The following is a 20933-nucleotide window of genomic DNA, read 5'->3' on the forward strand; positions in this document are numbered from 1 at the left end:
GCGTTTCCCGGCTCTCGCCGTCATTAATCGTTTGAATGTCGAAGTGTTGCACATGCGGAACGAACACGTCTTGCTTCTTCTTCTCGGAACACGAAATCGCCTTGTTCGGCGACGCGTTGCGCGCAAAAGAAGAAGAGTGATTGTAATCGATCATGTGTATCTTCAATGGCACTCAACTCAGCTGAAGCGTATGTTGCCGTGAGCATCTCCCATAACTCTTCTGGCAAATGGTCGCGGATCCCGTCACCGGACTTCCCTAGATTCACGGAGAATTCCGTCGCATAGCCAATGTTCCACTCCATCATCTGACGGAGCATATTCCGCATGATATCGAGGTGGTCGAGCGCGTATAACACCTGGTGTCGTTTGATTCCTTTGACAACATAAAGTGACACCCACCAAAACTCATTCCAACATGCCGCATACTCGTCAGCAGACGGACGTTTCACACGATACGACATGTCTGACGGCGTGACGACCGGATGATGATCTCGGTCAAAGATGATTTGACTGAGCGAGTCGGCTTCAAGCATGGTTTCAAGTTGATCCACACTTCGAATCGTCAAATCAATCCGATGTCCGTCCACATATTGCACTAAAAACGTTATATGTCGTCCGGAATCAGTCGTTTCAGGTGTCTGCATGATCAAGACCTCTCCAAACGTGTCAATCCAAGAACGATCAATCGCAACCGCTTGAACGTCTTCCACATAAAAGGCAAGGTCGACATCCTGATATGGATCTGGTTGGATATTCGGATTGACGAGTGAGCCGTTCAAGACGACCGTTCGAATCTGTTCACGTTCTTTTGCGAACGCAATCAACTGTTCAATGATTTGTTCTGGTTTCATTCTACAATCGCCCCCAATGAGCGCGCGACTTGAATCGCCTGCATCGCGTCTAGTTTTGTTTGTTGTAACGTCACGTTCGAAAAATCAACCCCGTCGACAAGTGCTCCTCTGAAGTCGGCGCCACGGCACACCGCATGTTGAAGTGTCGCCCGTGACAAGTCCGCCTGATGCCAAACCGTTTCGGTCAAGTCCGTTCCATACAGGTCCGCCTCGACCAAACGAACGTGGGACCAATCCATCTTCTTGAGCGACACGTGACGAAGGTTGACGAATGACCAATCCCCTTCCGTTACCCGGACGCCTTCAAACTGACTCTCCTCAAAGGAAGATCCCGTCATTTTACATTGCTCAAACTCACTCATGAACAAATTGGCACCATGGAATTGACAGTTTAAAAATGAACTCCCGACATGACGGGACGCATTCCATTTTGAATCCGTGAAGTCGCAGTTGATGAACTGACAGCGTTCCGTCTGTAGTTCCGTCGCATCGACGTATGTGAAGCGACAGTTCTCGAACGTGACGTGTGACAACACTTCGTCACGGAGTGTCACGTCACGAAAATTTTCATCTCGATATTGCGTATGTGGTTGAAACATATGATCCCTCCTTCAGGTATACTAGAACAGATTACAATGATTGGAAGTGATATAGATGGATCTCGTATTTCCTACTGAACACGGCGTTTTCAATTACCGCGTTGCTGGTATTTTTGTGAAAGACGGTCACTTATTGATTCACCGAAACATCCGAGATGACTTTTGGGCATTACCCGGGGGGCGCGTCACGCTCGGTGAAGAAGCCGCAACCGCCCTCGCACGCGAGCTACATGAAGAGTTGAACATGCACGTGACTGATACCACGTTCGCTTTCGTGCACGAGAACTTATTTACGTACAACAATCAGCCGTTTCATGAGATTGGACTGTACTTTTATGTAGACGGTGACCTCCCGCTCCAAGACGGAGACTTTTATGGACCTGAAGGAGATCACCTGATTTATCGTTGGATAAAGCTTGACCGTCTACAAGACGTCACGCTTTATCCGGAAATACTCGCTCAACTCCCGAACCGTTTGCCAACTCATTCACTCAATCCAGCTTGAACTTAGAGTAGCGATTTCAACTCGTTTAAATGTCGAATCTCATACGTTGACTCAATCGTCGCAGCCACTTCGTTCGGATTGAACCAGCACGTATCCAAACCATACATCCGCCCACCGGCGATGTCTGCCGTGACCGAGTCACCGATAATCAAACCTTTCTCTGGCGCTACATTCGGGATTCGGTCGAAGACGTAGTCGAAAAACGGTTTCATCGGTTTTTGCGAGCCGGTCGCATCCGATACGAAGACATCTTGGAAGTACGGCAATAGTCCAGATGACTCTAACCGTTTGAATTGCGTCTCTGTCACACCGTTTGTGACGATATAGAGTGGATAGTGCGCGCTCAGTGTTTGGACAATCTCTAACGCACCGTCAATCATGTGTACGCCTGCATGTAAGTAGTCCCGATACTGCTGTTCGACCTGCGGACCGTCCACCGTGAGACCGAGCGAATCGAACAGTTTCGTGTGACGACCGATGAGCACTTCTTCCCGGTCCACTTCGCCGCGCTCAAACGCACGCCACAGGCCCGTGTTGATGTCAACATAGCGCGACTTCACCTCATCCGTCATCCGGACGTTGTAGGATGCAAGTAACTGTTCCAAGGCGACATGTTCACTTTGTTTAAAATCTAGTAGCGTGTCATCAATATCAAATAAAATCGCTTCATAACGTTTCATATCTCTTTCTAACCCCTCTCTTCGTCTTAACTGTACAGGAAGTAGAAACGAACATCAAAAAAGGGAGATGTTACTGATCTCCCCTTTCAATTTCTATTGTATGGTCGTTTGATTTTTGAGCCCCACGATAAATTAAAATCACGAGTGCCCCAATCAATACTACGACCGACCACATATGAACAATCCCCATAAGATTTAACGGCTTGAAGAAGTATCCCCAATCGTTCTCAAACAAGTAGGCAAAATAAACCGACACACCATATGATCCAAGCAAGGAAGCTAATACAAAGCGTATTCGTAAATGTCTCAAAGATTGCTTCGTTACCCACCAAATGATCATCGGTACAATCAAATATCCAAATGGAAAACCCCAAACATAATCCATTGCCGCCACAAAAAACGCCCAAGGTACGAAGAGGAATAAACTCACACAGCAAGTTTTCATCGTCTGCTCCTAAATTTGTTGAATTTAATTGATTCAAGTTTACCAAATCCAAAACATTGACATGTTTATTTTTCTAAAACAAGTGAATACTTCTTATGGTGAAGAAAAATAAAGGAGTGTTCAAATATGCATACAGATTTTACGAACATGTACATCAATGGCGAGTGGGTAAATGGCTCAAGCGAGAAGTCGATCGACAACGTTAATCCATTCTCGAACGAGACTCTCTTCTCGATTCAATCAGCGGATGAAGAGGACTTGAATCGTGCTTATGAAGCAGCAAAAGCGTCTCAGACAGACTGGGCCGACATGCTTCCACAAGCACGCCGTGAATTGATTGAGAAGTTTGCCCAGCTGACGATGGACAACAAAGACTTTATCGTCGATTGGCTCGTGAAAGAGTCCGGTAGTACACGCATCAAAGCAGAGAGTGAGTTCGCCGCATCAATGGCCATCATCAAAGAAGCCGCGACATTCCCTTTCCGTATGGATGGGCTCATCAAACCATCGATTGTGCCGAATAAAGAGAACCGGGTATATCGCAAACCACTTGGGGTCATCGGCATCATCAGCCCATGGAACTTCCCATTCCACTTGGCTGTCCGTTCAATCGTGACAGCTCTTGCAACCGGAAATACGGTCGTCGTCAAACCGGCCACTGCGACACCGGTCACGGGTGGTCTCCTATTCGCATCCCTCTTCGAAGAAGCAGGACTTCCAAAAGGTGTGCTCAACGTTGTCGTCGGACGAGGGTCTGAAATCGGGGACGCCATCGTCGAACACCCAATCCCGCGCCTCATCTCGTTCACAGGTTCGACCGAGGTCGGTCAAGGGATTGCAGAAAAGGCAGGTCGTTTGTTGAAGAAAACAGCACTTGAACTCGGTGGGAATAACGTGTTTGTCGTTCTCGATGATGCCGACCTCGACCGTGCCGTCGAATCAGCCGTCTACAGCAAGTTCTTCCACCAAGGACAAATCTGTATGTCGACGAACCGAATCCTCGTCGCCGAATCGATTCATGACGAGTTCGTGAATCGTTATGTCGAGCGCGTTAAACAGTTGAAAGCAGGTAACCCGAATGAAAAAGATACGCAAGTCGGCCCGCTCATCGACCACGATCAAGTCGATCGCATCTTAGACCAAATCGAGAAAACGGTTGATGCCGGTGCGACCGTTCATACTGGCGGGACAGCGGACGGCAACGTCCTCGAACCGACCGTCCTCAGTGGCGTCACGAATGACATGCCGCTCGCGAAAAACGAAATATTCGGTCCTGTCGCGGTCATCCTTTCGTTTAAAGATGACGAAGAGGCTGTCCGTCTTTCGAACGAATTACCGTACGGATTGAGCGGTGCCGTCCATGGCTCGGTTTACCGTGCAACCAATTTTGCACGAAAAGTCGAAACTGGCATGATTCACGTCAACGATCAGTCGGTCAACGATGAACCGCACATGCCGTTCGGAGGCGAGAAAAACTCTGGCCTCGGACGCTTCAACGGTGAATGGGTACTCGAAGAGTTCACGACGCTTCAATGGGTGTCCGTCATGCATGAACGTCGCGAGTACAAACCGTTCTTCTCGTAATACAAAAAGTGTTTCGGCAACTCGCCGAAACACTTTTTTAGATTTTCTTCACGAACTCCGACTTCAGTTTCATCGCACCAAGTCCCTCGATTTTACAATCGATGTCATGGTCACCTTCCACTAGTCGAATCCCCTTCACTTTCGTTCCTTGTTTGACGACAAGCGAGGTCCCTTTCACTTTTAAATCCTTAATCACGGTGACGGTATCTCCGTCTTGAAGCGGATTTCCATTTGCATCTTTGATTTGTGACGCCGCTTCTGCTTCTGCCGCCTCACGCGGTGACCATTCATATGCACATTCCGGGCATACGAGCAACGGACCATCCTCGTATACATAAGATGATTGGCATTTAGGGCAATTCGGGTACTCAGTCATTCCATTTCCTCCATTCGATTCACTCGTTCCAGTATATCGTATGGTGGCTCCATCTTTCTAGACCGTTCATTCTTCTGTAGGCGATGCAGGACCGTCTAAATCAAGTTGATAAAACGATAAATCGAGCCATTTGCCGAATTTATATCCGGCATTTCGAATCGTACCGGAATGAACGAATCCAACTTTTTCATGCGCACGGATACTCGTCACGTTCGATGCGTCAATTCCACCAATCACCGTTTTCATTCCTCTCACTTCGGCGATACGGATGATTTCTTTTAACAGTTTGTTGCCAATGCCTTTCCCGCGGTAACCGGGATGCACGTAGACTGAATGCTCGACCGTATAATGGTACGCTGGCCACGGACGGAATGGCCCGAACGTCGCAAACCCCATGACGACGTCATCCTCGACCCATACGATGATTGGACAATCTTGTTCTTTCTTCTCCTCATACCATGCCACTCGATTGTCGAGCGTCACCGGTTGATAGTGATAGACGGCCGTACTGTTTACAATCGCATCATTGTAAATATGTAAAATCATTTGAAGATCATCTCGTCGACAATTGCGAATCATCCCCATACCACCTTTTCGTTTTTTTCATTATACGAATCCCCTCTTCAAAAGACACGAAAAAAGTGACCGGTCCCATCAACCGGTCACTCAACTCATGCGGCCAAGCGGTCACACATTGAGGCGCATTCTGTACAAACTCTTGCGCATTCCTGACAATGTGCGTGCTTATGTTTCCCGCACTCCTGTGCGCATGCTTTACAGATGACTGCACACGCTCGCGCGAGTTCAGGGACGAATGCCGAATCACGCGTCATCGCTTCCGCAAGAAACGCACAGGCAGCGGCACATTCCCGATCCAGTCGGATACAATCAACCATCATCTGTACATCTTTTTCTTCTAAACAAGATTCCAGACAATAGTTGCACGTTTCCACACATTCGTGGAGCATTTCGAGTTCGTTCGCATAGATACGATGAGCCATACATCATTCCCCTTTCGTTTCTTCTGCAATTTCGGACACGTTACTCCTGTTCCCTAATCGGCAAAAGAAAAACGATCCGGCTCAAGAATCCGGATCGTTCACGAACCTGCGATACAAGTAAGCGATTCGATTCAGTAATGTCTCGTCATATTGTTTCGGCATGAAACGATAGCGATATAATCGATACATTCGTTTCAAGTCTTCCCACTGATGATCGATTTGTTGCCCTTGTCTGAAACGTGCCAAATCAATCAAGAAAATCTGTCCGTTCGGTGTCAAAATGATATTACGCAAGTGGACATCCGATGGCGTTAGTCCTAATAACCGTGCCTGTCGAAGCGCTTCATCCACTACCTCGATGTAAGAAGGGTCAATCCAGACGCCTTCCGTCAGACACTCAAATAGCGTCTTTCCTTCGATGTAATCCATAACGATATATGACGCACCGCACTCATAGCACTTCGGAAAGTAAGGGAGTCCCTTTAGTTTTTTATAGATTGCTGCTTCTTCGGTTGCGATTTGTTCATAGCCTGGAAAGAACACTTTAATGACACGATTCTTTTCCTTTAAACGAAACACGGCCGCACTTCGTCCAATTCCATGTAATCGAAGATCTGGGTGCATCGCGGCTACTTGAAACGAGTCACCCACCTGTTCGAAGGTGACGTCCGCATATTGTTCATAGTCACTCATCTGCCACGCCTCTTTCCTATTTCTCTTCCCTCTCATCATAGCGCATACAAGCTCATTTGACGCCAAAACTGCTTGAGTAGGTGACAAGTGACGTCTTTTCTCGTAAGACGTATAATGGAGAGCGACTGACAACCAAGGAGGAGTTACTATGCAACGCATCGCTTTGACAGAAGAATTATCATTCTCACGCATCGTCCATGGAATGTGGCGTCTCGCTGATTGGGACATGACCCCACAGGAACGCCTCACATTCATCGAACAATGTCTCGAGCTTGGCATCACGACATTCGACCATGCAGACATTTATGGCGGTTACACATGTGAAGGTTTATTTGGAGAAGCCTTAAAGTTAAAGCCTGAACTCCGAGATCAAATGGAGATCGTCACAAAGACAGGAATTAAATTGACGGGGTCATTCAACCCAGGTCAAACACTCAATTATTACGATACGACAAAAGAGCATATCATCGCGCAAGCAGAGCGTTCATTAAAAGAGTTGGCCATTGACCACATTGATACATTACTCATCCACCGTCCAGATCCGCTGATGAATCCGGATGAAGTTGCCGAAGCCTTCATCATCTTGCGCGATAGTGGTAAAGTACGTGAATTCGGTGTATCTAACCATGTTCCGGCTACACAGAACTTGCTTCAATCTCGCCTTCCATTCCAACTTGTGACGAATCAACTCGAACTCTCTCCGATGCAATTGAAACATTTTGAGGATGGATCGGTCGATTTGTGTCACGAAAAACGAATGCCACTTATGGCTTGGAGTCCACTAGCCGGTGGTCAACTCTTCAAAGATGAACAGTATGCACCCCTTCGTGAAAAACTCGAGGAAATTCGTGCACGTCACAATGCAAGCGGAATTGATTCGATTGTGTATGCATGGCTCGTCAAACACCCTGCGAACATTATGCCGATTATCGGATCCGGAAAAATCGAGCGCGTTCAGACAGGAGTCGACGCCCTTCAAATCGACCTCACTCGTGAAGAATGGTTCGAAATTTTGAAGGCGGCACGCGGTCGAGATGTTGATTGAAGGAAACTTCATCAAATAAATCCCACTGAATTATAAAGTGATAATTTAGAAGAATAATCGGCTTTTTTCAATGTCTCGTAATATCAACGTTTTTTCGTCAAAAATCGACATACAAAAAAAGTTAAAAAGTAAAAATAAGTCATAAATGGTTTTATACCCCGTCCAGTTCAAGTTGGACGGTTTTTTTGATTTTTTTTCGAAATAACAAATTAATTTTCCTAAGACTAAAGTCACAAAAAATTGGTGCTAGAATGGTGAAAGTGATTCATCGAAGGAGAGTACCGATGTGAAAAAGTACCTGATTTTCAGTACCCTCGTCATCCTGTTTTTCTTATTCGGATGCGAGGAAGAACGCGCACTCCGACTCCAACCCGCTCCTGAATATTATCAAGGACGTGCCCTGTTACCAAACGGACAACAAATTGAAATGCCCGAATCGGATCGTGCAGCGATTATCGAGTTATGTCAGCCTGACAACGCGATTCAAAGAATTCCAAGTGGTGAAAGACATTGGCTCGGGACGGTCACATTGAACCAACCGTTGACTAATGCCGCCACCGAATCTTCTTTTCCAACCGCAACTTTTTTCACTGTCGAAGATAAATCATATGTCCAATGTCAACTCGATTCCGTCACATATGCCACCGAAATTAACACGCTTCCTGAAAGTTTAAACGATGTTCAATATACGGCCGAACCTTATCCGGATGTTCCGAAATTCCGATTTGCTGAGCCCCATGAATATGAGCATTTCGCACAAGAGATGAAAAAGCCGATAGGTAATGAGCCCTATCCAGAAAGAAAAGGGATCGAGCATACACTTTTCCATATCACGATGCCTTTCAGTGGTGAATTTGAACTGACCTTTACATCGTCCGAAGCCAAAGACCGCCTCGTCATTCCTGTCGAATCAACAAGGCATCCCTATTTGTCACTCGGGCTCGGGACAGAAAAGTCTGATGAGGTGTTACAATACGCGATTTATACGAGCCGAGATCAAAATGACTATCAAGAAGTATTGCGACCGAAAGAAGCGCATATTTCACAAATGTTCGGAGCCAAAACAGCTCCGCAACTCCCTTCGGTTCTTGTACCGGGTCACGAGTATCCACTCTACAGTTTTACGTTCATGAAAAACGGAACGGCCCATCGTCAGAACGTCTCCTTGACGTATCATGAACCTAAGTTGTTGTATGGAAAAGAATTGAGTGAACAAATTCACGACAAATTAAGTAGTCAACGTCATGTCATTTTTCATGACTTGGCACTCCTTGGAACGGAATCAAAAGATGCCTCCTTCCTACAACATGTCGGTCAAGATGAAATGGAATTTATTTTTGGCGCCATCAAACGAGCTAACGCGACCGCCTATGCAGGCAAGACCGCTTCCACACCTTATGTGACCCTATTTCAAGGGATATGCGCCCAAACGTTTGATGTTAGCTATGATGGTGCAGATGTGTACGTGACCAATTCAGAGACAGGCGCCCATTTTAAGCTACTACGTGAGGATGCCATCAAGTGGTATAACCTGTTTGAACAAAACACTTAATCTGACAGATGCGAATGCGTCTGTCTTTTTGCATATTCATGAAGCAAATATAGTACGATGAGACATATTTTTTGGGAAGATAGGAAGAGAAAGGAGTGAATCTTTGTGACAAATCCATTTATACGTGACGTGAACCATCATTGGCGCGTCTCCTATCGACAAAACGGGTATCCCCATGTGCAACAGGGCTGGGTGTTACCTCCAGAACAAAAAGAGGAGTTCGATCCATTTATTTTGATGGCAGAAGACTGGTTCAAGCGTGGGACGTTTTCGGACCATCCCCATCGTGGGTTTCAAACAATCACGTATGTCATCGATGGTCGTCTAGAACATATTGATAATCATGGGGGACATTCGATTTTGGACGCCGGTGATGTTCAGTATATGAACGCCGGATGGGCCGCTAGACACGCCGAAGAAGCGGTCGACGATGATTTGATCCATACGCTGCAGCTCTGGTTGAATTTGCCGAAGTCGTTAAAAACAACAACCACTTCCTATCAGAACGTATACGTCGAGGACGCACCCCTCGTTCCTTTCGACGGCGGGCAGCTTCGTGTCTATTCCGGCGAAATCGCGGGTGTAAAAGGGCCGATGGAAAGTCTCGTCCCCATCACGATGACAGAAATAACGCTGAAAGAAGGTGGCGAATACGAACACATCTTGCCTGCGAATCATAACAGCTTTTTGTACGTACTCGCTGGTTCAATTGAAGTTGGGTCTTCCAAAATCCCGCTCAGTAAAACTGATGTGGCGACACTGACGTTCGATGAAACATCTGAAGCGATGAGCACACTTCAACTGAAGGCCACGACGCGTACATGGGTGCTCATCTATTCCGGAAAACCGATTCGCGAAGACTATATTGCGCATGGTCCATTCGTGATGAACACGGAAGAAGAAATCCGCCAAGCTTTCCGCGATTATCATAGCGGCGGGTTCGGTCCCCCAGCCGTCAAATAAACAAAGGGAGCCTCTCGACTAGAGAGCTCCCTTTTCTGATTATGATCGATCTGGTTGTAGGACCGTCTGTTGTGTTGGAACATGACCGATCGGGACAGTCCGTTCGACGAGAACGTAACGCTTGCCCTCCACTTCAAACTTGCGGTCGCCAAGGTAGTGAGCGCTCTTTCCATCTTCGTATAGTTTCGACAAGATAGCAGGTACGTACTCTTCTAGTTTTGTATAGTGCTCATCGAGGGTCATGACGATATTGCCACTCTTATATCCGAGCCAGTAACTATAAAAGAACCAACCTAACGACAGAACTCCGAGAATTCCTAATCCAATTGTGAGTAATTCCATCATGTTATTCCTCCAATTTTTTCATAACAATCTGACGTTTTGGGGTGAACCCGATTTCGCCATAAAACGAGGCGGCATCCGTATTACTCATCCAGTAATCTAGTTCAATCGATCTGAATTGGTGGTCAAGCGCCCATTGCTCCATCCATTCCATCACACGTCGACCGTAACCGTTCCGTTGATACATGGGGTCGATACTGATGTGATGAACATACACCACGCGAACAGCTTGACGAAACGCGTTCGCCTCACCCACTTTCTCTTCGAACCATATGTAACCGATTGGAGTTGCTTCAAGCTGCATCACCATATAGTGATGGCCGGGTCTTCCAATCAGTGTCGAAAAGGCTTCGTACATCTTCTCTTCCTCATACTCCGCAAAAAAGGTCGGATTCATATGGACGTGATGCTCATGGATGGAACGATTCAACCGTGCGATGAGACGGGCATCAATCGTAGGGATAAATGTGATCTCCATCATCAGGTATAGTTTGAATGGTTTCGATCTTCGTTTACACCGTGCGGTTTTTCAGTTCCGCGCAACGTATGCTCACTCGAAGCCTCCGTTTCTTTCCCATTTAGGCGACGTTGAAGCGGACGGGCCAAAAAGTAACCAATCAAGAGCGAACTAGGTAAGACGAGAAAAAATGTACCGAGCAATGTCAACATGTACCCTTTGTCCGAGTCTCCGGCAATCGCGCGGAGGACAAAGAACAGACCGACGAAAACAAGTGCGGCCAAAGCATATTCCACACATTTCCCGAGAAATCGTTTCACACGACATCTCCCCCTTCAAGGTTTGATGTATTATACGACCATTTCCATAAAAAGGTTTCACACGTCTTGATTTTCTTTATACCACTTCGTCGCCAACCGTTCCGTCTCGATGACCCAGTCATGCTTTCCTTGAATGTATCCTTCCATGTCTTCTGGGTGCTGTGCCGCAAGTTGAAGCTTCAGCTCACCATACGCATCGCGAACGTCAGGATAAGCTCGCAAGTAATCCCGGAAGGCAAGGTGTCTTATGACATCCGGATTCCCTTCTTCAAACACATGCACGTGAACCGTCCGTTCTTCTTCTCCTTTACGGAAATAGCGACGCTTCGGAATCCCATATTCACCAAGTCCACGGTACCCGAGTGCCTCCATCCGCTCCGTGTAGTCATCGACTCGTTCGATGTCCCGTACGACCGGCATCATGTCGATGATTGGTTTTGCCGCCAATCCTTCGACCGATGTACTTCCAATGTGATGGATCGCGACAAGCTCCTCTTCGAATAACCGACTCAATTTACCAGCCTCTTCTTCAAACTTTTGATTCCATTCTGGATTGTATTTCACTACTTCGACTTTTCTCATGATTCGTTCCTCCTTTTTTAAAAGAACTCTTTATTCTCATCATACCCTTTCTAAACATCGCTCGACATGAGGGATTCCACTTCAAATGGTTTGTACACAAATAAAATGGGAAACCTTATATTAATGACTTGAGAACTGGAGAGTGAATGGATATGTTGACTGAAGAACAAATCGAAACGTTTAAAAAACGATTATTGAAAGAAAAAGCAAAAACCGAAGGATACATGGATAATCGGGAAGAGACATATGATGAAGGAGAGCTCTCTCATTACGACAACCACCCTGCCGACTCGGGCGAAGAGCTCTTTTTACGAGAACGAGACCAAGCCCTTAATGAGCTCGATGAAGAGTTCTTGAGTGACGTCGATAAGGCGCTATTAGCCATTCAGAATGGGACATATGGACAATGTGAGGTGTGTGGGAAAGACATTGAACTAGACCGTCTGGAAGTCATTCCAGAAGCCACCCTTTGCATCGAACACGCCCGGGCACAAGAAGAGGAAGAACACGCGCATGAAGTCGATCGACCGGTTGAAGAAGACGTGTTGAACCCTAATGAGACAGCTCGACGCAAAGAGTTAGACGGAACGGATCAACCTGGTCAAAAAACGGACGCCTTCTCCCAAGTAGAAGACTACGGAAGCTCAGATACGATTGCCGACAGCGAAGGCAACCACGATCCGACGCGCGAACAGTAAAAAATGCCCTGACCTCATTCGAGAGGCTCAGGGCATCTGTCTGCTTAAAACGTGGCTTTTACCGGAGAAGCACCACCGAGGCGCTCCGCCAGTTTCATCGGGTCGACGGCATTCCCAGCTGAACTAGCCGAGAAATTGTAGTCCCCTTTATAAATCTCAAAGTGTAAGTGCGGACCTGACGAGTTGCCCGTGTTTCCGATTTGACCGATCGGTTCGCCTTGGCGTACTGACTGACCTGTCTTGACATCCACTTTGTGCAAGTGTGCATACACGGTCGTCCATTTTTGACCGTCTACGTTGTGTTCGATTTGTATGTGGTTTCCATAAGGTCCACTGGAGCTGACTTTTGTCACTTTTCCAGCTTCCGCGGCGTATACAGGTGTACCTGTTTTGGCAGCAATATCGAGACCGTTATGGAATGTGTATCCGAACTGTCCACTCGCCGAACCGAACCCTTGAGAGAGGCGACCTTCCGCCGGCATTAAGAACCGATCGGGTGCCATCGCTTCATACCGTTTCTTTAAATCACTCAACTGATTCGTTTGTTTCTTATATTGTTTCGACTTTTCGTCATATGACGCTTTCACGTCTTGACGTGTCGCTTCAATTTGCTCTTGTTCTTCTTTCAGTTGCTCCAATGCTTCATTTGCTTGGTTTTTCTTTTCAACAAGCTCTTGATGTGCTTCTTCCGCTTCAGCGGCTTCCGCTTTCGCACTCGGCAACACCGAAGAAACGACTTTTGCGAAGAGCGACTGTTCTGCAGGAATGAGTGACTCCTCCACTTCTTCTAATTCTTTAGAAGTTCCTTCAATTTTATCTCGCAATGCCTCCGCCTTATGGTCGACTTGCTTCAACTTCGTTTGAATGGCGTGAATGGATTGTTTCGTATCTTTAACCTGCTGCTCCGTTTGTTGCAATGACTTTTCCGTTTGAACGAGGTCTTGCGGGGACATGTTGTCGGCAGATGCGATTTGTCCTTGGAATAAGAGAACACCAACACCCGCTGTCATGATGAGTTGTTTCCACATATATATAATAAACCCTCCAAATTAATACATTCATGAGCTTCAAAAAAGCTACATGTGCGAATATACCACTGGGGGTTAAAAAATTCAATATATGAAGTTTTTCATTTTCATGTCATACATGACAGCATGATGTGATATTTTCAAGTGTCACTTCACAAGGATTTCACTAGCGTTTTTTTGTATAGTATCCCACCCAGACGATACCACCGATGGAAAGGAGTGTTACACTCACACTAACTACTAGTATACCTCGCGACAGGTCGGGTGAAAGATTTGTTGTCAGCGCAATCAGGGTCGCGGTATTTCCACTAATCAGCGCAATGATACAGATGACCAACAACCGCTTCATCAAGCGTCCTTCACCATTTCAAATTGGGCAATCTCGTCTTGGACAAATCCCAATCGTCGTGCCGCTTCGACCCATTCAGGACGGTCTGATGTCAACGTGACATGAAGTGGCGATCGGCTCGCGGCCGCCCGCAATAGCCATTCCGCTTCTTCTGCTTGTCCAAAAACATCGAGCAAGACGTGATCGCGGTATAACAAAAATCCTATTCGATTCCCTTCTACGACTTTCACTAACTCAGCAGCTTGTTGGGTCACGCGCACATCGCGTTGCCAAATCGGAACGTGACTCGCCGCCGGATACAACTCATCAAATAACGTTTGAATCGGTTCATACGTCATGTCTGCGTTCGTTTCTAATGACACCGCTTGGAAGTAGAGAATTTCTCGAGTCGTTTCGTAACCTAGTCGTTCATAGAGAGACACTGCCGCATCATTGCCTTGAATGACTTCGAGTAAACGAGTGCCTACTGCCGCCTCTTCAAATCGTTTCATCAATTCGGTCGCGACTCCTGCTTTTCGGACATGTGGGGCGACAGCAAGCCCACCACAACGTGTCTGCCATCCTGAATCAAGATGTGCAATCCCGGTTAACACGACACCGACAGGTTCTTCACCATCATAGGCTACAATGGAACGGGACGGCTGATTTTGATCACGAACAAGAAAAACATCTTCGAAAGTCTGCTCATCAAATTGAAACGGAATAATATAATCAGAAAAACCGCTCATAAACGCGCGGTATAAATCTTGTAATGGTGGATTTTGACGGTATGTAAACTGTGTCGACATATAATTCTCCTTTCTGAATGAAAATCAATAAAGCCCGAAGGAGACTCCTTATGAAAATTACGCTCGAATATCGAAATGATACGCATCAATCGATTCTCAATACGTTCGTACTACCGACGGACCAAGAAAAGTATACGACCCTGCCCAAAGACATGGATGATCCATTACCTGATGGCGTTCATCCGATTGTCATCGTCGCATCGAAACCAGTCGGGATGTTCTTACTGCATGACAACGAACGCGTCATTTCCTATACGACCGAGTCGAATGCTTTGCTCTTCTCCGCCTTTGCTATTAACCATGAGGACCAAGGGAAAGGCTACGCTAAAGCGGCACTCCAAGCACTTCCGCAGTTCGTAAAGCAACATTTCCCTCACATTCGTGAAATCGTCCTGTCGGTCAATCTGAAAAACGAAGCCGCTTTCTCCCTTTATACGAACGTTGGGTGGAGCGATACCGGACGTCGAATCGGTGGACCGATTGGCGAACAACGTATTCTTTCCTTAACGATTTAACAGAAGTAGGCGAGAATTCTCCCTCCTCTAAGCGTCTCGGGGCGAAGCCCAGCGTAGGTGGGAGATGAATCGCCCGGTCCAAACATCTTTTCCCCCTGTGACAGATATGACGAACAAAAGTTCGTGATTCCGTCAGATTCTCCCTCCCCCTCCGCGGGTATCGGATGAGGAAGACATATCACGATCTGCTGGAGGGAGAGGGACGGACATGCTGAAAGGCTACAAATATAGGCTTCACCCGACGCCTGTACAGGCCGAGTTCCTCATCAAGACGATCGGCTGCGCCCGGTTCATCTACAACAAGCTGCTCGAGGACCGCATCGCCATCCGCGAGGAGGCGAAAGCGGGGACCGGAACGAGACGGAAACCGGCGACACCCGCCTCCTACAAGCCCCTGTTCCCCTTCCTCGCCGAGGCGGACAGCCTCGCGCTCGCGAACGCGAAGCTGAACCTCGACACCGCGTTCGCAAAGTTCTTCGCCGGGACGGGCGGCTTCCCGAACTTCAAATCGAGACGGCGGTCGCGCGCCTCCTACACGACGAACAACCAGCGCGGTACGATCCGCATCGAGGCGGGCAAGGTTCGGCTGCCGAAGGTCGGGTTCGTGCGGTTCACATAACATCGCCCGTTCGAGGGCGTCATCCGGTCGGCGACGGTCTCGATGACCAAGACAGGCAAGTTCTTTGTCTCCCTCCTCGTCGAACAGGACGATGAACCATGGATCCCAGCCGAGAACAAGGTCGGGATCGATCTCGGTTTGGACCATTTCGCTATCATGACGAACGATGCGATGGTCTCGGAGAAGATCGAAAACCCACGTTTTTTTCGTAAGTCCGAAGAAAAGGTCAAGAAAGCACAGCGGGCGCTGTCACGTAAGAAAATCGGTAGCACGAATCGTGAAAAAGCCACATTACTTCTGGCCAAGAAACACGAAAAGATCGCCAACCAACGCCAGGACTTCCTTCACAAACTGTCGAGACGGATCGTTGACGAGAACCAAGTCATCGTCGTGGAGACATTGACATCGAAGGACATGATGAAGAATCACAAGGTAGCGAAGTCCATCGGGGATGTCAGTTGGTACGAGTTCGTCCGGCAACTCGAATACAAATCAAGATTCTACGGACGAACACTGATTAAAGCAGACCCCTGGTACGCATCGACGCAGATCTGTTCTACTTGCGGAGTAAAAGGCGAGAAGAAAAAATTAGATGTCCGCGAATGGACGTGTGCTTGTGGCGCGCACCATGACCGTGACATCAACGCGAGCATCAACCTGTTGATGTTAGCCGACTGACAACCCTTCAGGGCAGGGACTGTCCGACGAGCTTGGTAAATAACCGTGGCTGGTAAGAGCACGGTCTTCCCAAGAAGCTCCCACTTCAATTTGTGAAGCAAATAAGTGGCGAGTAGTTCACTCATGATCCCCACTCCCTCGTAACATCATTATGACCGCATTATACCGTAGGAGTGGTAAGTCATGCTTCAAAATAAATCAGGGTCTTCCGATAACGTTCTCACTTTTCGAACTTTCGCCGGGCGTCCTGTCCATCCGAGTGCCACAAAGAAAAATGCACCTGCGAGTACGCCGAATAAAGCGGTCAACCCTACTTGAATCCCAACAAATCCATACTGTTCTCCCAGTTTCACGAGGAAGAGCGGTGCGAACAGGCAAGTCATACTGAGTGAAAAAAGACCTCCCCATACCCGTCGCTTTGCATTACCAATGGTGAACCAACCGAACGCGATCCATACACAAGCAACCAATCCTAGCGCACTAACCATCATCCACATGCCCACACCTCACCTTTTCGTTTTCCTTTCTATTCCCCATTTTTCTTGTGATTCCTACTATTTTTTCAAGTAACGAGAGAATTTCCGGGTAAAGGTAAATTAGACAAGATGCGAAACGGGACAACAAAGGAGTGAGGTGTGCATGCGTTCACGATTAACCTTTGCTTTAATCTTTCTCGGTCTTTTTTTAGTCGCCGTTTATTGGATGAGCACGTGGAATGACAACTTAGTCGAGGGACAGATTGAACGAGTCGATATCCCCCAAATATTGATTGAATCTACCGGATCCTCGGAAGAAGTCACATTGCGCGTCGTCTTGATCAATGATCAAACCGAAGTCACCGGCATCGTCAATAGCGTACAAGGGTTACAGAGCGGACAACTAGTGACAATCGAGGTCATCCCGACGGATTCTAATTTGAACATCGCACGCACCATCGAAGTCAACGCTCCATGATTTTTTGAAATGAAGCGTAACTTTTCCAGAACTGTGGAATATGAGAACAGAATCATAAAAAAGGAGTGATCGGATTGATTTCAAATAAATTACTATCTGGAAAAGTAGCTTTTGTGACCGGGGCAGCCTCCGGAATCGGACGTGCCGCGGTCACCCGCTTCATTCAAGCCGGAGCGAAAGTCGCCATTGTCGATTTGAATGAAGAAGATACGATGCGTCTCGCAAGCCTTGTCGGGGAAGAACGCGCCATCGGCATCAGTGCAGATGTGTCAGATGAATCTGCAATGAAAGAGGCCTACAAACGGACAATGGAACGATTTGGTCAACTCGATATCGTCTTCGCTAACGCCGGTCGAAACGGGACCATCACACCAATCGAACATTTATCATTGGATGATTGGAATGGCGTGGTGGAGACGAACCTCACGGGAACCTTTTTGACCGTCAAACATGCTATTCCCCATTTGAAAGAGAATGGCGGGAGTATCATTATCACTTCATCGATTAACGGGAACCGCTATTTTAAAAATTTCGGATTCAGTGGCTACGCGACGACGAAAGCAGGTCAAACCGGCTTTGCGAAAATGGCTGCTGCGGAACTCGCTCAATTCGGGATTCGTGTCAATTCCATCTGTCCCGGGGCCATCGATACGAATATTGACGATTCGACCAATCGAGACGATGCGTTGCTCGAAGAAGTCGTCATTCCAATCGAATATCCACTTGGGAATCAACCGCTTGCCGGAAAATCGGGCTCCGCGAAACAAGTCGCCGATGTCGTCTTATTTTTCGCGAGCAACATGTCGAGCCACGTGACCGGCTCTGAAGTATACGTCGATGGGGCTGAATCGCTCTTGTAATCGAAAAGCAGGTCACCTCACCCGAGGCGACCTGCTTATTTAAGGATTGGACTTTTCATGACCGCTTTTTGATAGAACGGCTGAAACCCTAGCCGCTCCATATTGCGACCGGATGCCGAATCGACTTTCGTCGTGACCGTCAACAGATTGCATCCAAGTGCTTTCGCTTCGGCAATTCGTTCCAAAATAAGTTGTGTCTGGTACCCTTTTTGCCGATACGTCGGAACGGTGCTCGTCAGAAACAACTCTCCAATCCCGTCTTGCGTGGCTAAAATGCCACCCGCTACGACAGCATCCTCTTCTCGCACGAGATAAGCATGATTACTCGGTAGTGCGTAAAAGCCTTTGGCTGTATCGATCGTCTCTTGAAGGATTGTGCCCGACTCGGCGAATCCAGCTGCAACGGCGTATGCCCACTCATGGAGTGTCTCATCCTTCACTTTTTCGACCTGAGTCGGTACAGATGTGGAGGCATGCTGTGTCAAATCCAACGTCCATACGTCCAAAAAATGATCGAGCGTGTAGTTACGTTCTTGCAATAAGCGGAGCAAGGAGTCTTCCGCTAATGGACAAACCTCAATATGTAGACGCGAGACATTTTTCCCGCGTACCCATTTTTCCATTTGATGCAGGTCGTAAAAGCTTGTCGGCCGATTCAATCCAAATCCGACCGCAAAACTCATATTTCCCATTTTGAACACATGCCCTTTTCCTTCTACGTGTAGTTCCGCACCTTCATAGGGAGGGGTTTGTTTACGATGTCGAATGTAAGCAGACGTCCCCTCTGCTTTGATGCGTTCGATACGCCTTGCCAATTCTAAACGTTTCACGCTCTTCCCTCCCTTGTATATTCCATGTTGAGTGTAGCATATGTTCACGGTCGGATGAGATGACCGTATTGAATCAGCCGTTCCCGGACAGAAGGAACAAGTTCTACACACTCAAGGACTGTTTCCCATTCTTGTAACGTCACATCGACGACTTCATCTGCTTGCAGTGACAGTTGTTCGAAGTCGATTGGTTTCTCGCACACGAGACAATACATATCCAAGAAATATGTGCCCCGCTTAATCGTTGTCACGAACCGGAGTTGCTCAGGCAATACATATAGTCCCAACTCTTCTTTTAGCTCACGGACCGCACCTTGTCGACTCGTTTCCCCAGCCAAAATCGAGCCGCCCGTCCCTTCCCAAAGAAGCGGATACGTCTTATCCGGATGACGCTTCGACAGCAATAATCTCCCATCTGGATCGAACGTGAACACTTCGATGACCGTGTGAAACGTATGCGGCTCTAATTCATCCCCACGAAAGTGCGTTCGACCGAGCGGTTGCCGGTTTTCGTCGAGTAAATCCCATACTTCTCGATTCATGGACGAATCTCATCAATCACGAACGAAGAGGAACCTTGAATCTCTTCGATAAAGTGAGATCCGAATAGCATGGCTGGTGTAAAGCTTCCGGCAAGCATCCCACCCGAACCGAGCAACCGCTTGACGACGGCGAGCGCCCCGTACACGGTGAAGGCATACGTACTTGCCGTTTGAATACGGACGACTACTTTTCGTCCTTCCTCATTCGTTGCTTCGCCCCATACGTACGTCGATGATTTTTCACGTACAGCCTCGTCTGGTCCCGATACGTTTTCGTCGACATAACGGAGCAATCGTTCCTGCACGGCCTCTTTTCCGAGAATCGGGCTGAACCATGACAAAGCGCGAGCAGCATAGGCGGCCGCTGTCGGTACAGGAACCCAAGTCGTAATATTCGGAATGTCCGTCGTGTAGTAGGCGGTCGAAACGTCTCCCCACGGAATCGCAATGGCGGTACGGCTTCCGCGACCAAAATCAATCGTTCTCCGCTTTGCCCCAATTGGAAATGATGATAATTTGCCGTTCACACGTTCCACACTACTCGACCCTAGTCCACGAACGGCCGTCTTCATGGTTCCTGGTGAGATGCCGGCTGCCGCCGAAAAGCCAAGAGCGAGTGTTGTCGCATCCGGTATCAACTCTTTTAATTTCCGCGCGACACAGTCGGTCGGAATGACATCAAATCCGACACCCGAGCATAAAATCACACCACGTTCTTTGGCTTGAGCCACTCGCTGTTTAGAATGGACATATTCGAACACGTCGATTTCCCCGGTAATATCTAAGTAATGCGTACCTGTCTCTAGACATGCCTCGATCATCACTTGGCTCGTATCCGTGAAAGGACCTGCACAATGAAGGACTAAATCTACATCGTGAAGCGCCTCGATTGCGGCTTCACGACTCAATGCGAAAATCGATGTTTCGCAACCCAGTTCATCTCCTAGGCGATGAATCGCTCTTGCGTTTCGTCCGGCAAGAACCGGACGCATTCCGTCACGAGCGGCTTGTCGTGCAATCAGCTCACCCGTATAGCCATTCGCCCCATAAATCATCCATCTCATTTTTACCCCTCCT

The 20933-nt window shown here is 47.7% G+C and carries 27 protein-coding genes and 1 pseudogene; 10 read left to right on the top strand and 18 right to left on the bottom strand.

The window, feature by feature from the left end; translation table 11 throughout:
- Positions 1–23: 23 nt before the first annotated feature.
- Both KNO65_RS10475 and KNO65_RS10480 read right to left on the bottom strand, forming a co-directional pair.
- Positions 24–851, bottom strand: coding sequence for an aminoglycoside 6-adenylyltransferase (locus KNO65_RS10475; RefSeq protein ID WP_214784025.1), 828 nt, complete (start codon positions 849–851; stop codon positions 24–26).
- Entirely contained in the window at positions 848–1450 is a 603-nt protein-coding gene (locus KNO65_RS10480) for a pentapeptide repeat-containing protein (RefSeq protein WP_214690368.1), read from the bottom strand. The genes KNO65_RS10475 and KNO65_RS10480 overlap by 4 nt, the downstream gene beginning before the upstream one ends.
- A 55-nt stretch (positions 1451–1505) precedes the next feature.
- Here KNO65_RS10480 and KNO65_RS10485 point away from each other — a divergent pair, with 55 nt between their 5' ends.
- Positions 1506–1955, top strand: coding sequence for an NUDIX hydrolase (locus KNO65_RS10485; protein WP_074035444.1), 450 nt, complete (start codon positions 1506–1508; stop codon positions 1953–1955).
- Positions 1956–1957: 2 nt separating this feature from the next.
- Here KNO65_RS10485 and KNO65_RS10490 read toward each other — a convergent pair whose 3' ends face one another.
- Complete coding sequence (locus tag KNO65_RS10490) at positions 1958–2635, bottom strand: YjjG family noncanonical pyrimidine nucleotidase (protein ID WP_214784028.1); 678 nt, start codon at positions 2633–2635, stop codon at positions 1958–1960.
- Positions 2636–2705: 70 nt separating this feature from the next.
- A complete protein-coding gene (locus tag KNO65_RS10495) occupies positions 2706–3080 on the bottom strand; it encodes a hypothetical protein (RefSeq protein WP_214784031.1) in 375 nt (124 codons plus the stop codon).
- A gap of 126 nt (positions 3081–3206) precedes the next feature.
- Here KNO65_RS10495 and KNO65_RS10500 point away from each other — a divergent pair, with 126 nt between their 5' ends.
- Positions 3207–4664 (top strand): aldehyde dehydrogenase family protein, encoded by a 1458-nt coding sequence (locus tag KNO65_RS10500; protein WP_214758030.1) that lies wholly within the window; start codon positions 3207–3209, stop codon positions 4662–4664.
- Between the two features lie 37 nt (positions 4665–4701).
- Here the strand turns inward: KNO65_RS10500 and KNO65_RS10505 are convergent, their stop codons facing one another.
- From KNO65_RS10505 to KNO65_RS10520, 4 genes are all read right to left on the bottom strand, one after another.
- Positions 4702–5040 (bottom strand): zinc ribbon domain-containing protein YjdM, encoded by a 339-nt coding sequence (locus KNO65_RS10505; RefSeq protein WP_078147819.1) that lies wholly within the window; start codon positions 5038–5040, stop codon positions 4702–4704.
- A gap of 66 nt (positions 5041–5106) precedes the next feature.
- The gene (locus tag KNO65_RS10510) at positions 5107–5619 is read right to left on the bottom strand and encodes a GNAT family N-acetyltransferase (RefSeq protein ID WP_214784034.1); all 513 of its coding nucleotides are present in this window, start codon (positions 5617–5619) and stop codon (positions 5107–5109) included.
- 92 nt (positions 5620–5711) lie between these two features.
- The gene (locus tag KNO65_RS10515; protein ID WP_012727586.1) at positions 5712–6041 is read right to left on the bottom strand and encodes a four-helix bundle copper-binding protein; all 330 of its coding nucleotides are present in this window, start codon (positions 6039–6041) and stop codon (positions 5712–5714) included.
- An 81-nt stretch (positions 6042–6122) separates the two neighbouring features.
- On the bottom strand, positions 6123–6734 hold the full coding sequence (locus KNO65_RS10520; protein ID WP_214784037.1) for a protein kinase family protein: 612 nt from the start codon (positions 6732–6734) through the stop codon (positions 6123–6125).
- Positions 6735–6882: 148 nt separating this feature from the next.
- Between KNO65_RS10520 and KNO65_RS10525 the strand changes: the two genes are divergently transcribed.
- The 3 genes from KNO65_RS10525 (at position 6883) to KNO65_RS10535 (ending at position 10294) form a co-directional block, all read left to right on the top strand.
- Entirely contained in the window at positions 6883–7779 is an 897-nt protein-coding gene (locus KNO65_RS10525) for an aldo/keto reductase (RefSeq protein ID WP_214758025.1), read from the top strand.
- 286 nt (positions 7780–8065) lie between these two features.
- Complete coding sequence (locus tag KNO65_RS10530; protein ID WP_078147823.1) at positions 8066–9331, top strand: hypothetical protein; 1266 nt, start codon at positions 8066–8068, stop codon at positions 9329–9331.
- A 105-nt stretch (positions 9332–9436) separates the two neighbouring features.
- Complete coding sequence (locus tag KNO65_RS10535) at positions 9437–10294, top strand: pirin family protein (RefSeq protein ID WP_214784040.1); 858 nt, start codon at positions 9437–9439, stop codon at positions 10292–10294.
- A 39-nt stretch (positions 10295–10333) separates the two neighbouring features.
- Here the strand turns inward: KNO65_RS10535 and KNO65_RS10540 are convergent, their stop codons facing one another.
- From KNO65_RS10540 to KNO65_RS10555, 4 genes are read right to left on the bottom strand one after another with little or no spacing between them, the layout of a single operon-like run.
- Entirely contained in the window at positions 10334–10636 is a 303-nt protein-coding gene (locus KNO65_RS10540; protein WP_214784043.1) for a hypothetical protein, read from the bottom strand.
- Between the two features lie 4 nt (positions 10637–10640).
- Complete coding sequence (locus KNO65_RS10545) at positions 10641–11114, bottom strand: GNAT family N-acetyltransferase (protein ID WP_168169880.1); 474 nt, start codon at positions 11112–11114, stop codon at positions 10641–10643.
- 2 nt (positions 11115–11116) lie between these two features.
- Positions 11117–11413, bottom strand: a complete 297-nt coding sequence (locus KNO65_RS10550) for a hypothetical protein (protein WP_214784045.1) — start codon at positions 11411–11413, stop codon at positions 11117–11119.
- A 57-nt stretch (positions 11414–11470) separates the two neighbouring features.
- Positions 11471–11995, bottom strand: coding sequence for a GrpB family protein (locus tag KNO65_RS10555; RefSeq protein WP_214685232.1), 525 nt, complete (start codon positions 11993–11995; stop codon positions 11471–11473).
- A 152-nt stretch (positions 11996–12147) separates the two neighbouring features.
- On the opposite strand from KNO65_RS10555, the gene KNO65_RS10560 reads away from it, so the two are divergent.
- Positions 12148–12693 (top strand): TraR/DksA C4-type zinc finger protein, encoded by a 546-nt coding sequence (locus KNO65_RS10560; protein WP_078147954.1) that lies wholly within the window; start codon positions 12148–12150, stop codon positions 12691–12693.
- A 44-nt stretch (positions 12694–12737) separates the two neighbouring features.
- Here the strand turns inward: KNO65_RS10560 and KNO65_RS10565 are convergent, their stop codons facing one another.
- Positions 12738–13721: a M23 family metallopeptidase gene (locus KNO65_RS10565; RefSeq protein WP_078147828.1), complete on the bottom strand. Its 984-nt coding sequence runs from the start codon at positions 13719–13721 to the stop codon at positions 12738–12740.
- Positions 13722–14069: 348 nt separating this feature from the next.
- Positions 14070–14858, bottom strand: coding sequence for a GNAT family N-acetyltransferase (locus tag KNO65_RS10570; RefSeq protein ID WP_078147829.1), 789 nt, complete (start codon positions 14856–14858; stop codon positions 14070–14072).
- Between the two features lie 50 nt (positions 14859–14908).
- Here KNO65_RS10570 and KNO65_RS10575 point away from each other — a divergent pair, with 50 nt between their 5' ends.
- Both KNO65_RS10575 and tnpB read left to right on the top strand, forming a co-directional pair.
- Entirely contained in the window at positions 14909–15373 is a 465-nt protein-coding gene (locus KNO65_RS10575) for a GNAT family N-acetyltransferase (RefSeq protein ID WP_214784048.1), read from the top strand.
- A 208-nt stretch (positions 15374–15581) separates the two neighbouring features.
- Positions 15582–16670 (top strand): annotated as a pseudogene (gene tnpB / locus KNO65_RS10580) (IS200/IS605 family element RNA-guided endonuclease TnpB).
- 188 nt (positions 16671–16858) lie between these two features.
- Here tnpB and KNO65_RS10585 read toward each other — a convergent pair.
- Positions 16859–17167: a hypothetical protein gene (locus KNO65_RS10585; RefSeq protein ID WP_214784051.1), complete on the bottom strand. Its 309-nt coding sequence runs from the start codon at positions 17165–17167 to the stop codon at positions 16859–16861.
- A gap of 142 nt (positions 17168–17309) precedes the next feature.
- On the opposite strand from KNO65_RS10585, the gene KNO65_RS10590 reads away from it, so the two are divergent.
- Together KNO65_RS10590 and KNO65_RS10595 are read left to right on the top strand one after the other, a co-directional pair.
- Positions 17310–17624 carry a hypothetical protein gene (locus tag KNO65_RS10590; RefSeq protein ID WP_196431405.1) on the top strand — a complete coding sequence of 105 codons (315 nt, stop codon included), beginning with the start codon at positions 17310–17312 and terminating at the stop codon, positions 17622–17624.
- 74 nt (positions 17625–17698) lie between these two features.
- Entirely contained in the window at positions 17699–18484 is a 786-nt protein-coding gene (locus tag KNO65_RS10595) for an SDR family oxidoreductase (protein WP_214784054.1), read from the top strand.
- Positions 18485–18519: 35 nt separating this feature from the next.
- Here KNO65_RS10595 and KNO65_RS10600 read toward each other — a convergent pair whose 3' ends face one another.
- Genes KNO65_RS10600 through KNO65_RS10610 form a run of 3 tightly spaced genes read right to left on the bottom strand, consistent with a single transcriptional unit; the run spans position 18520 to position 20920 of the window.
- Positions 18520–19314 carry a GNAT family N-acetyltransferase gene (locus KNO65_RS10600; protein WP_214784057.1) on the bottom strand — a complete coding sequence of 265 codons (795 nt, stop codon included), beginning with the start codon at positions 19312–19314 and terminating at the stop codon, positions 18520–18522.
- Positions 19315–19358: 44 nt separating this feature from the next.
- On the bottom strand, positions 19359–19856 hold the full coding sequence (locus tag KNO65_RS10605; protein WP_214784060.1) for an NUDIX hydrolase: 498 nt from the start codon (positions 19854–19856) through the stop codon (positions 19359–19361).
- On the bottom strand, positions 19853–20920 hold the full coding sequence (locus KNO65_RS10610) for a saccharopine dehydrogenase family protein (protein WP_214784063.1): 1068 nt from the start codon (positions 20918–20920) through the stop codon (positions 19853–19855). The genes KNO65_RS10605 and KNO65_RS10610 overlap by 4 nt, the downstream gene beginning before the upstream one ends.
- Positions 20921–20933 lie beyond the last annotated feature (13 nt).

It is taken from the genome of Exiguobacterium sp. S3 (genome assembly GCF_018617295.1).
In the GTDB taxonomy this organism is placed as follows: domain Bacteria; phylum Bacillota; class Bacilli; order Exiguobacteriales; family Exiguobacteriaceae; genus Exiguobacterium; species Exiguobacterium profundum.

Bases quoted from the DNA above. Each gene is read 5' to 3' on its own strand.
- KNO65_RS10515 (WP_012727586.1), bottom strand. From the start codon at position 6,041: ATGGCTCATCGTATCTATGCGAACGAACTCGAAATGCTCCACGAATGT.
- KNO65_RS10480 (WP_214690368.1), bottom strand. From the start codon at position 1,450: ATGTTTCAACCACATACGCAATATCGAGATGAAAATTTTCGTGACGTG.
- KNO65_RS10505 (WP_078147819.1), bottom strand. From the start codon at position 5,040: ATGACTGAGTACCCGAATTGCCCTAAATGCCAATCATCTTATGTATAC.
- KNO65_RS10555 (WP_214685232.1), bottom strand. From the start codon at position 11,995: ATGAGAAAAGTCGAAGTAGTGAAATACAATCCAGAATGGAATCAAAAG.
- KNO65_RS10610 (WP_214784063.1), bottom strand. From the start codon at position 20,920: ATGAGATGGATGATTTATGGGGCGAATGGCTATACGGGTGAGCTGATT.
- KNO65_RS10490 (WP_214784028.1), bottom strand. From the start codon at position 2,635: ATGAAACGTTATGAAGCGATTTTATTTGATATTGATGACACGCTACTA.
- KNO65_RS10520 (WP_214784037.1), bottom strand. From the start codon at position 6,734: ATGAGTGACTATGAACAATATGCGGACGTCACCTTCGAACAGGTGGGT.
- KNO65_RS10570 (WP_078147829.1), bottom strand. From the start codon at position 14,858: ATGTCGACACAGTTTACATACCGTCAAAATCCACCATTACAAGATTTA.
- KNO65_RS10585 (WP_214784051.1), bottom strand. From the start codon at position 17,167: ATGTGGATGATGGTTAGTGCGCTAGGATTGGTTGCTTGTGTATGGATC.
- KNO65_RS10605 (WP_214784060.1), bottom strand. From the start codon at position 19,856: ATGAATCGAGAAGTATGGGATTTACTCGACGAAAACCGGCAACCGCTC.
- KNO65_RS10475 (WP_214784025.1), bottom strand. From the start codon at position 851: ATGAAACCAGAACAAATCATTGAACAGTTGATTGCGTTCGCAAAAGAA.
- KNO65_RS10485 (WP_074035444.1), top strand. From the start codon at position 1,506: ATGGATCTCGTATTTCCTACTGAACACGGCGTTTTCAATTACCGCGTT.
- KNO65_RS10565 (WP_078147828.1), bottom strand. From the start codon at position 13,721: ATGTGGAAACAACTCATCATGACAGCGGGTGTTGGTGTTCTCTTATTC.
- KNO65_RS10590 (WP_196431405.1), top strand. From the start codon at position 17,310: ATGCGTTCACGATTAACCTTTGCTTTAATCTTTCTCGGTCTTTTTTTA.
- KNO65_RS10575 (WP_214784048.1), top strand. From the start codon at position 14,909: ATGAAAATTACGCTCGAATATCGAAATGATACGCATCAATCGATTCTC.
- KNO65_RS10495 (WP_214784031.1), bottom strand. From the start codon at position 3,080: ATGAAAACTTGCTGTGTGAGTTTATTCCTCTTCGTACCTTGGGCGTTT.
- KNO65_RS10540 (WP_214784043.1), bottom strand. From the start codon at position 10,636: ATGGAATTACTCACAATTGGATTAGGAATTCTCGGAGTTCTGTCGTTA.
- KNO65_RS10525 (WP_214758025.1), top strand. From the start codon at position 6,883: ATGCAACGCATCGCTTTGACAGAAGAATTATCATTCTCACGCATCGTC.
- KNO65_RS10500 (WP_214758030.1), top strand. From the start codon at position 3,207: ATGCATACAGATTTTACGAACATGTACATCAATGGCGAGTGGGTAAAT.
- KNO65_RS10560 (WP_078147954.1), top strand. From the start codon at position 12,148: ATGTTGACTGAAGAACAAATCGAAACGTTTAAAAAACGATTATTGAAA.
- KNO65_RS10545 (WP_168169880.1), bottom strand. From the start codon at position 11,114: ATGGAGATCACATTTATCCCTACGATTGATGCCCGTCTCATCGCACGG.
- KNO65_RS10510 (WP_214784034.1), bottom strand. From the start codon at position 5,619: ATGATTCGCAATTGTCGACGAGATGATCTTCAAATGATTTTACATATT.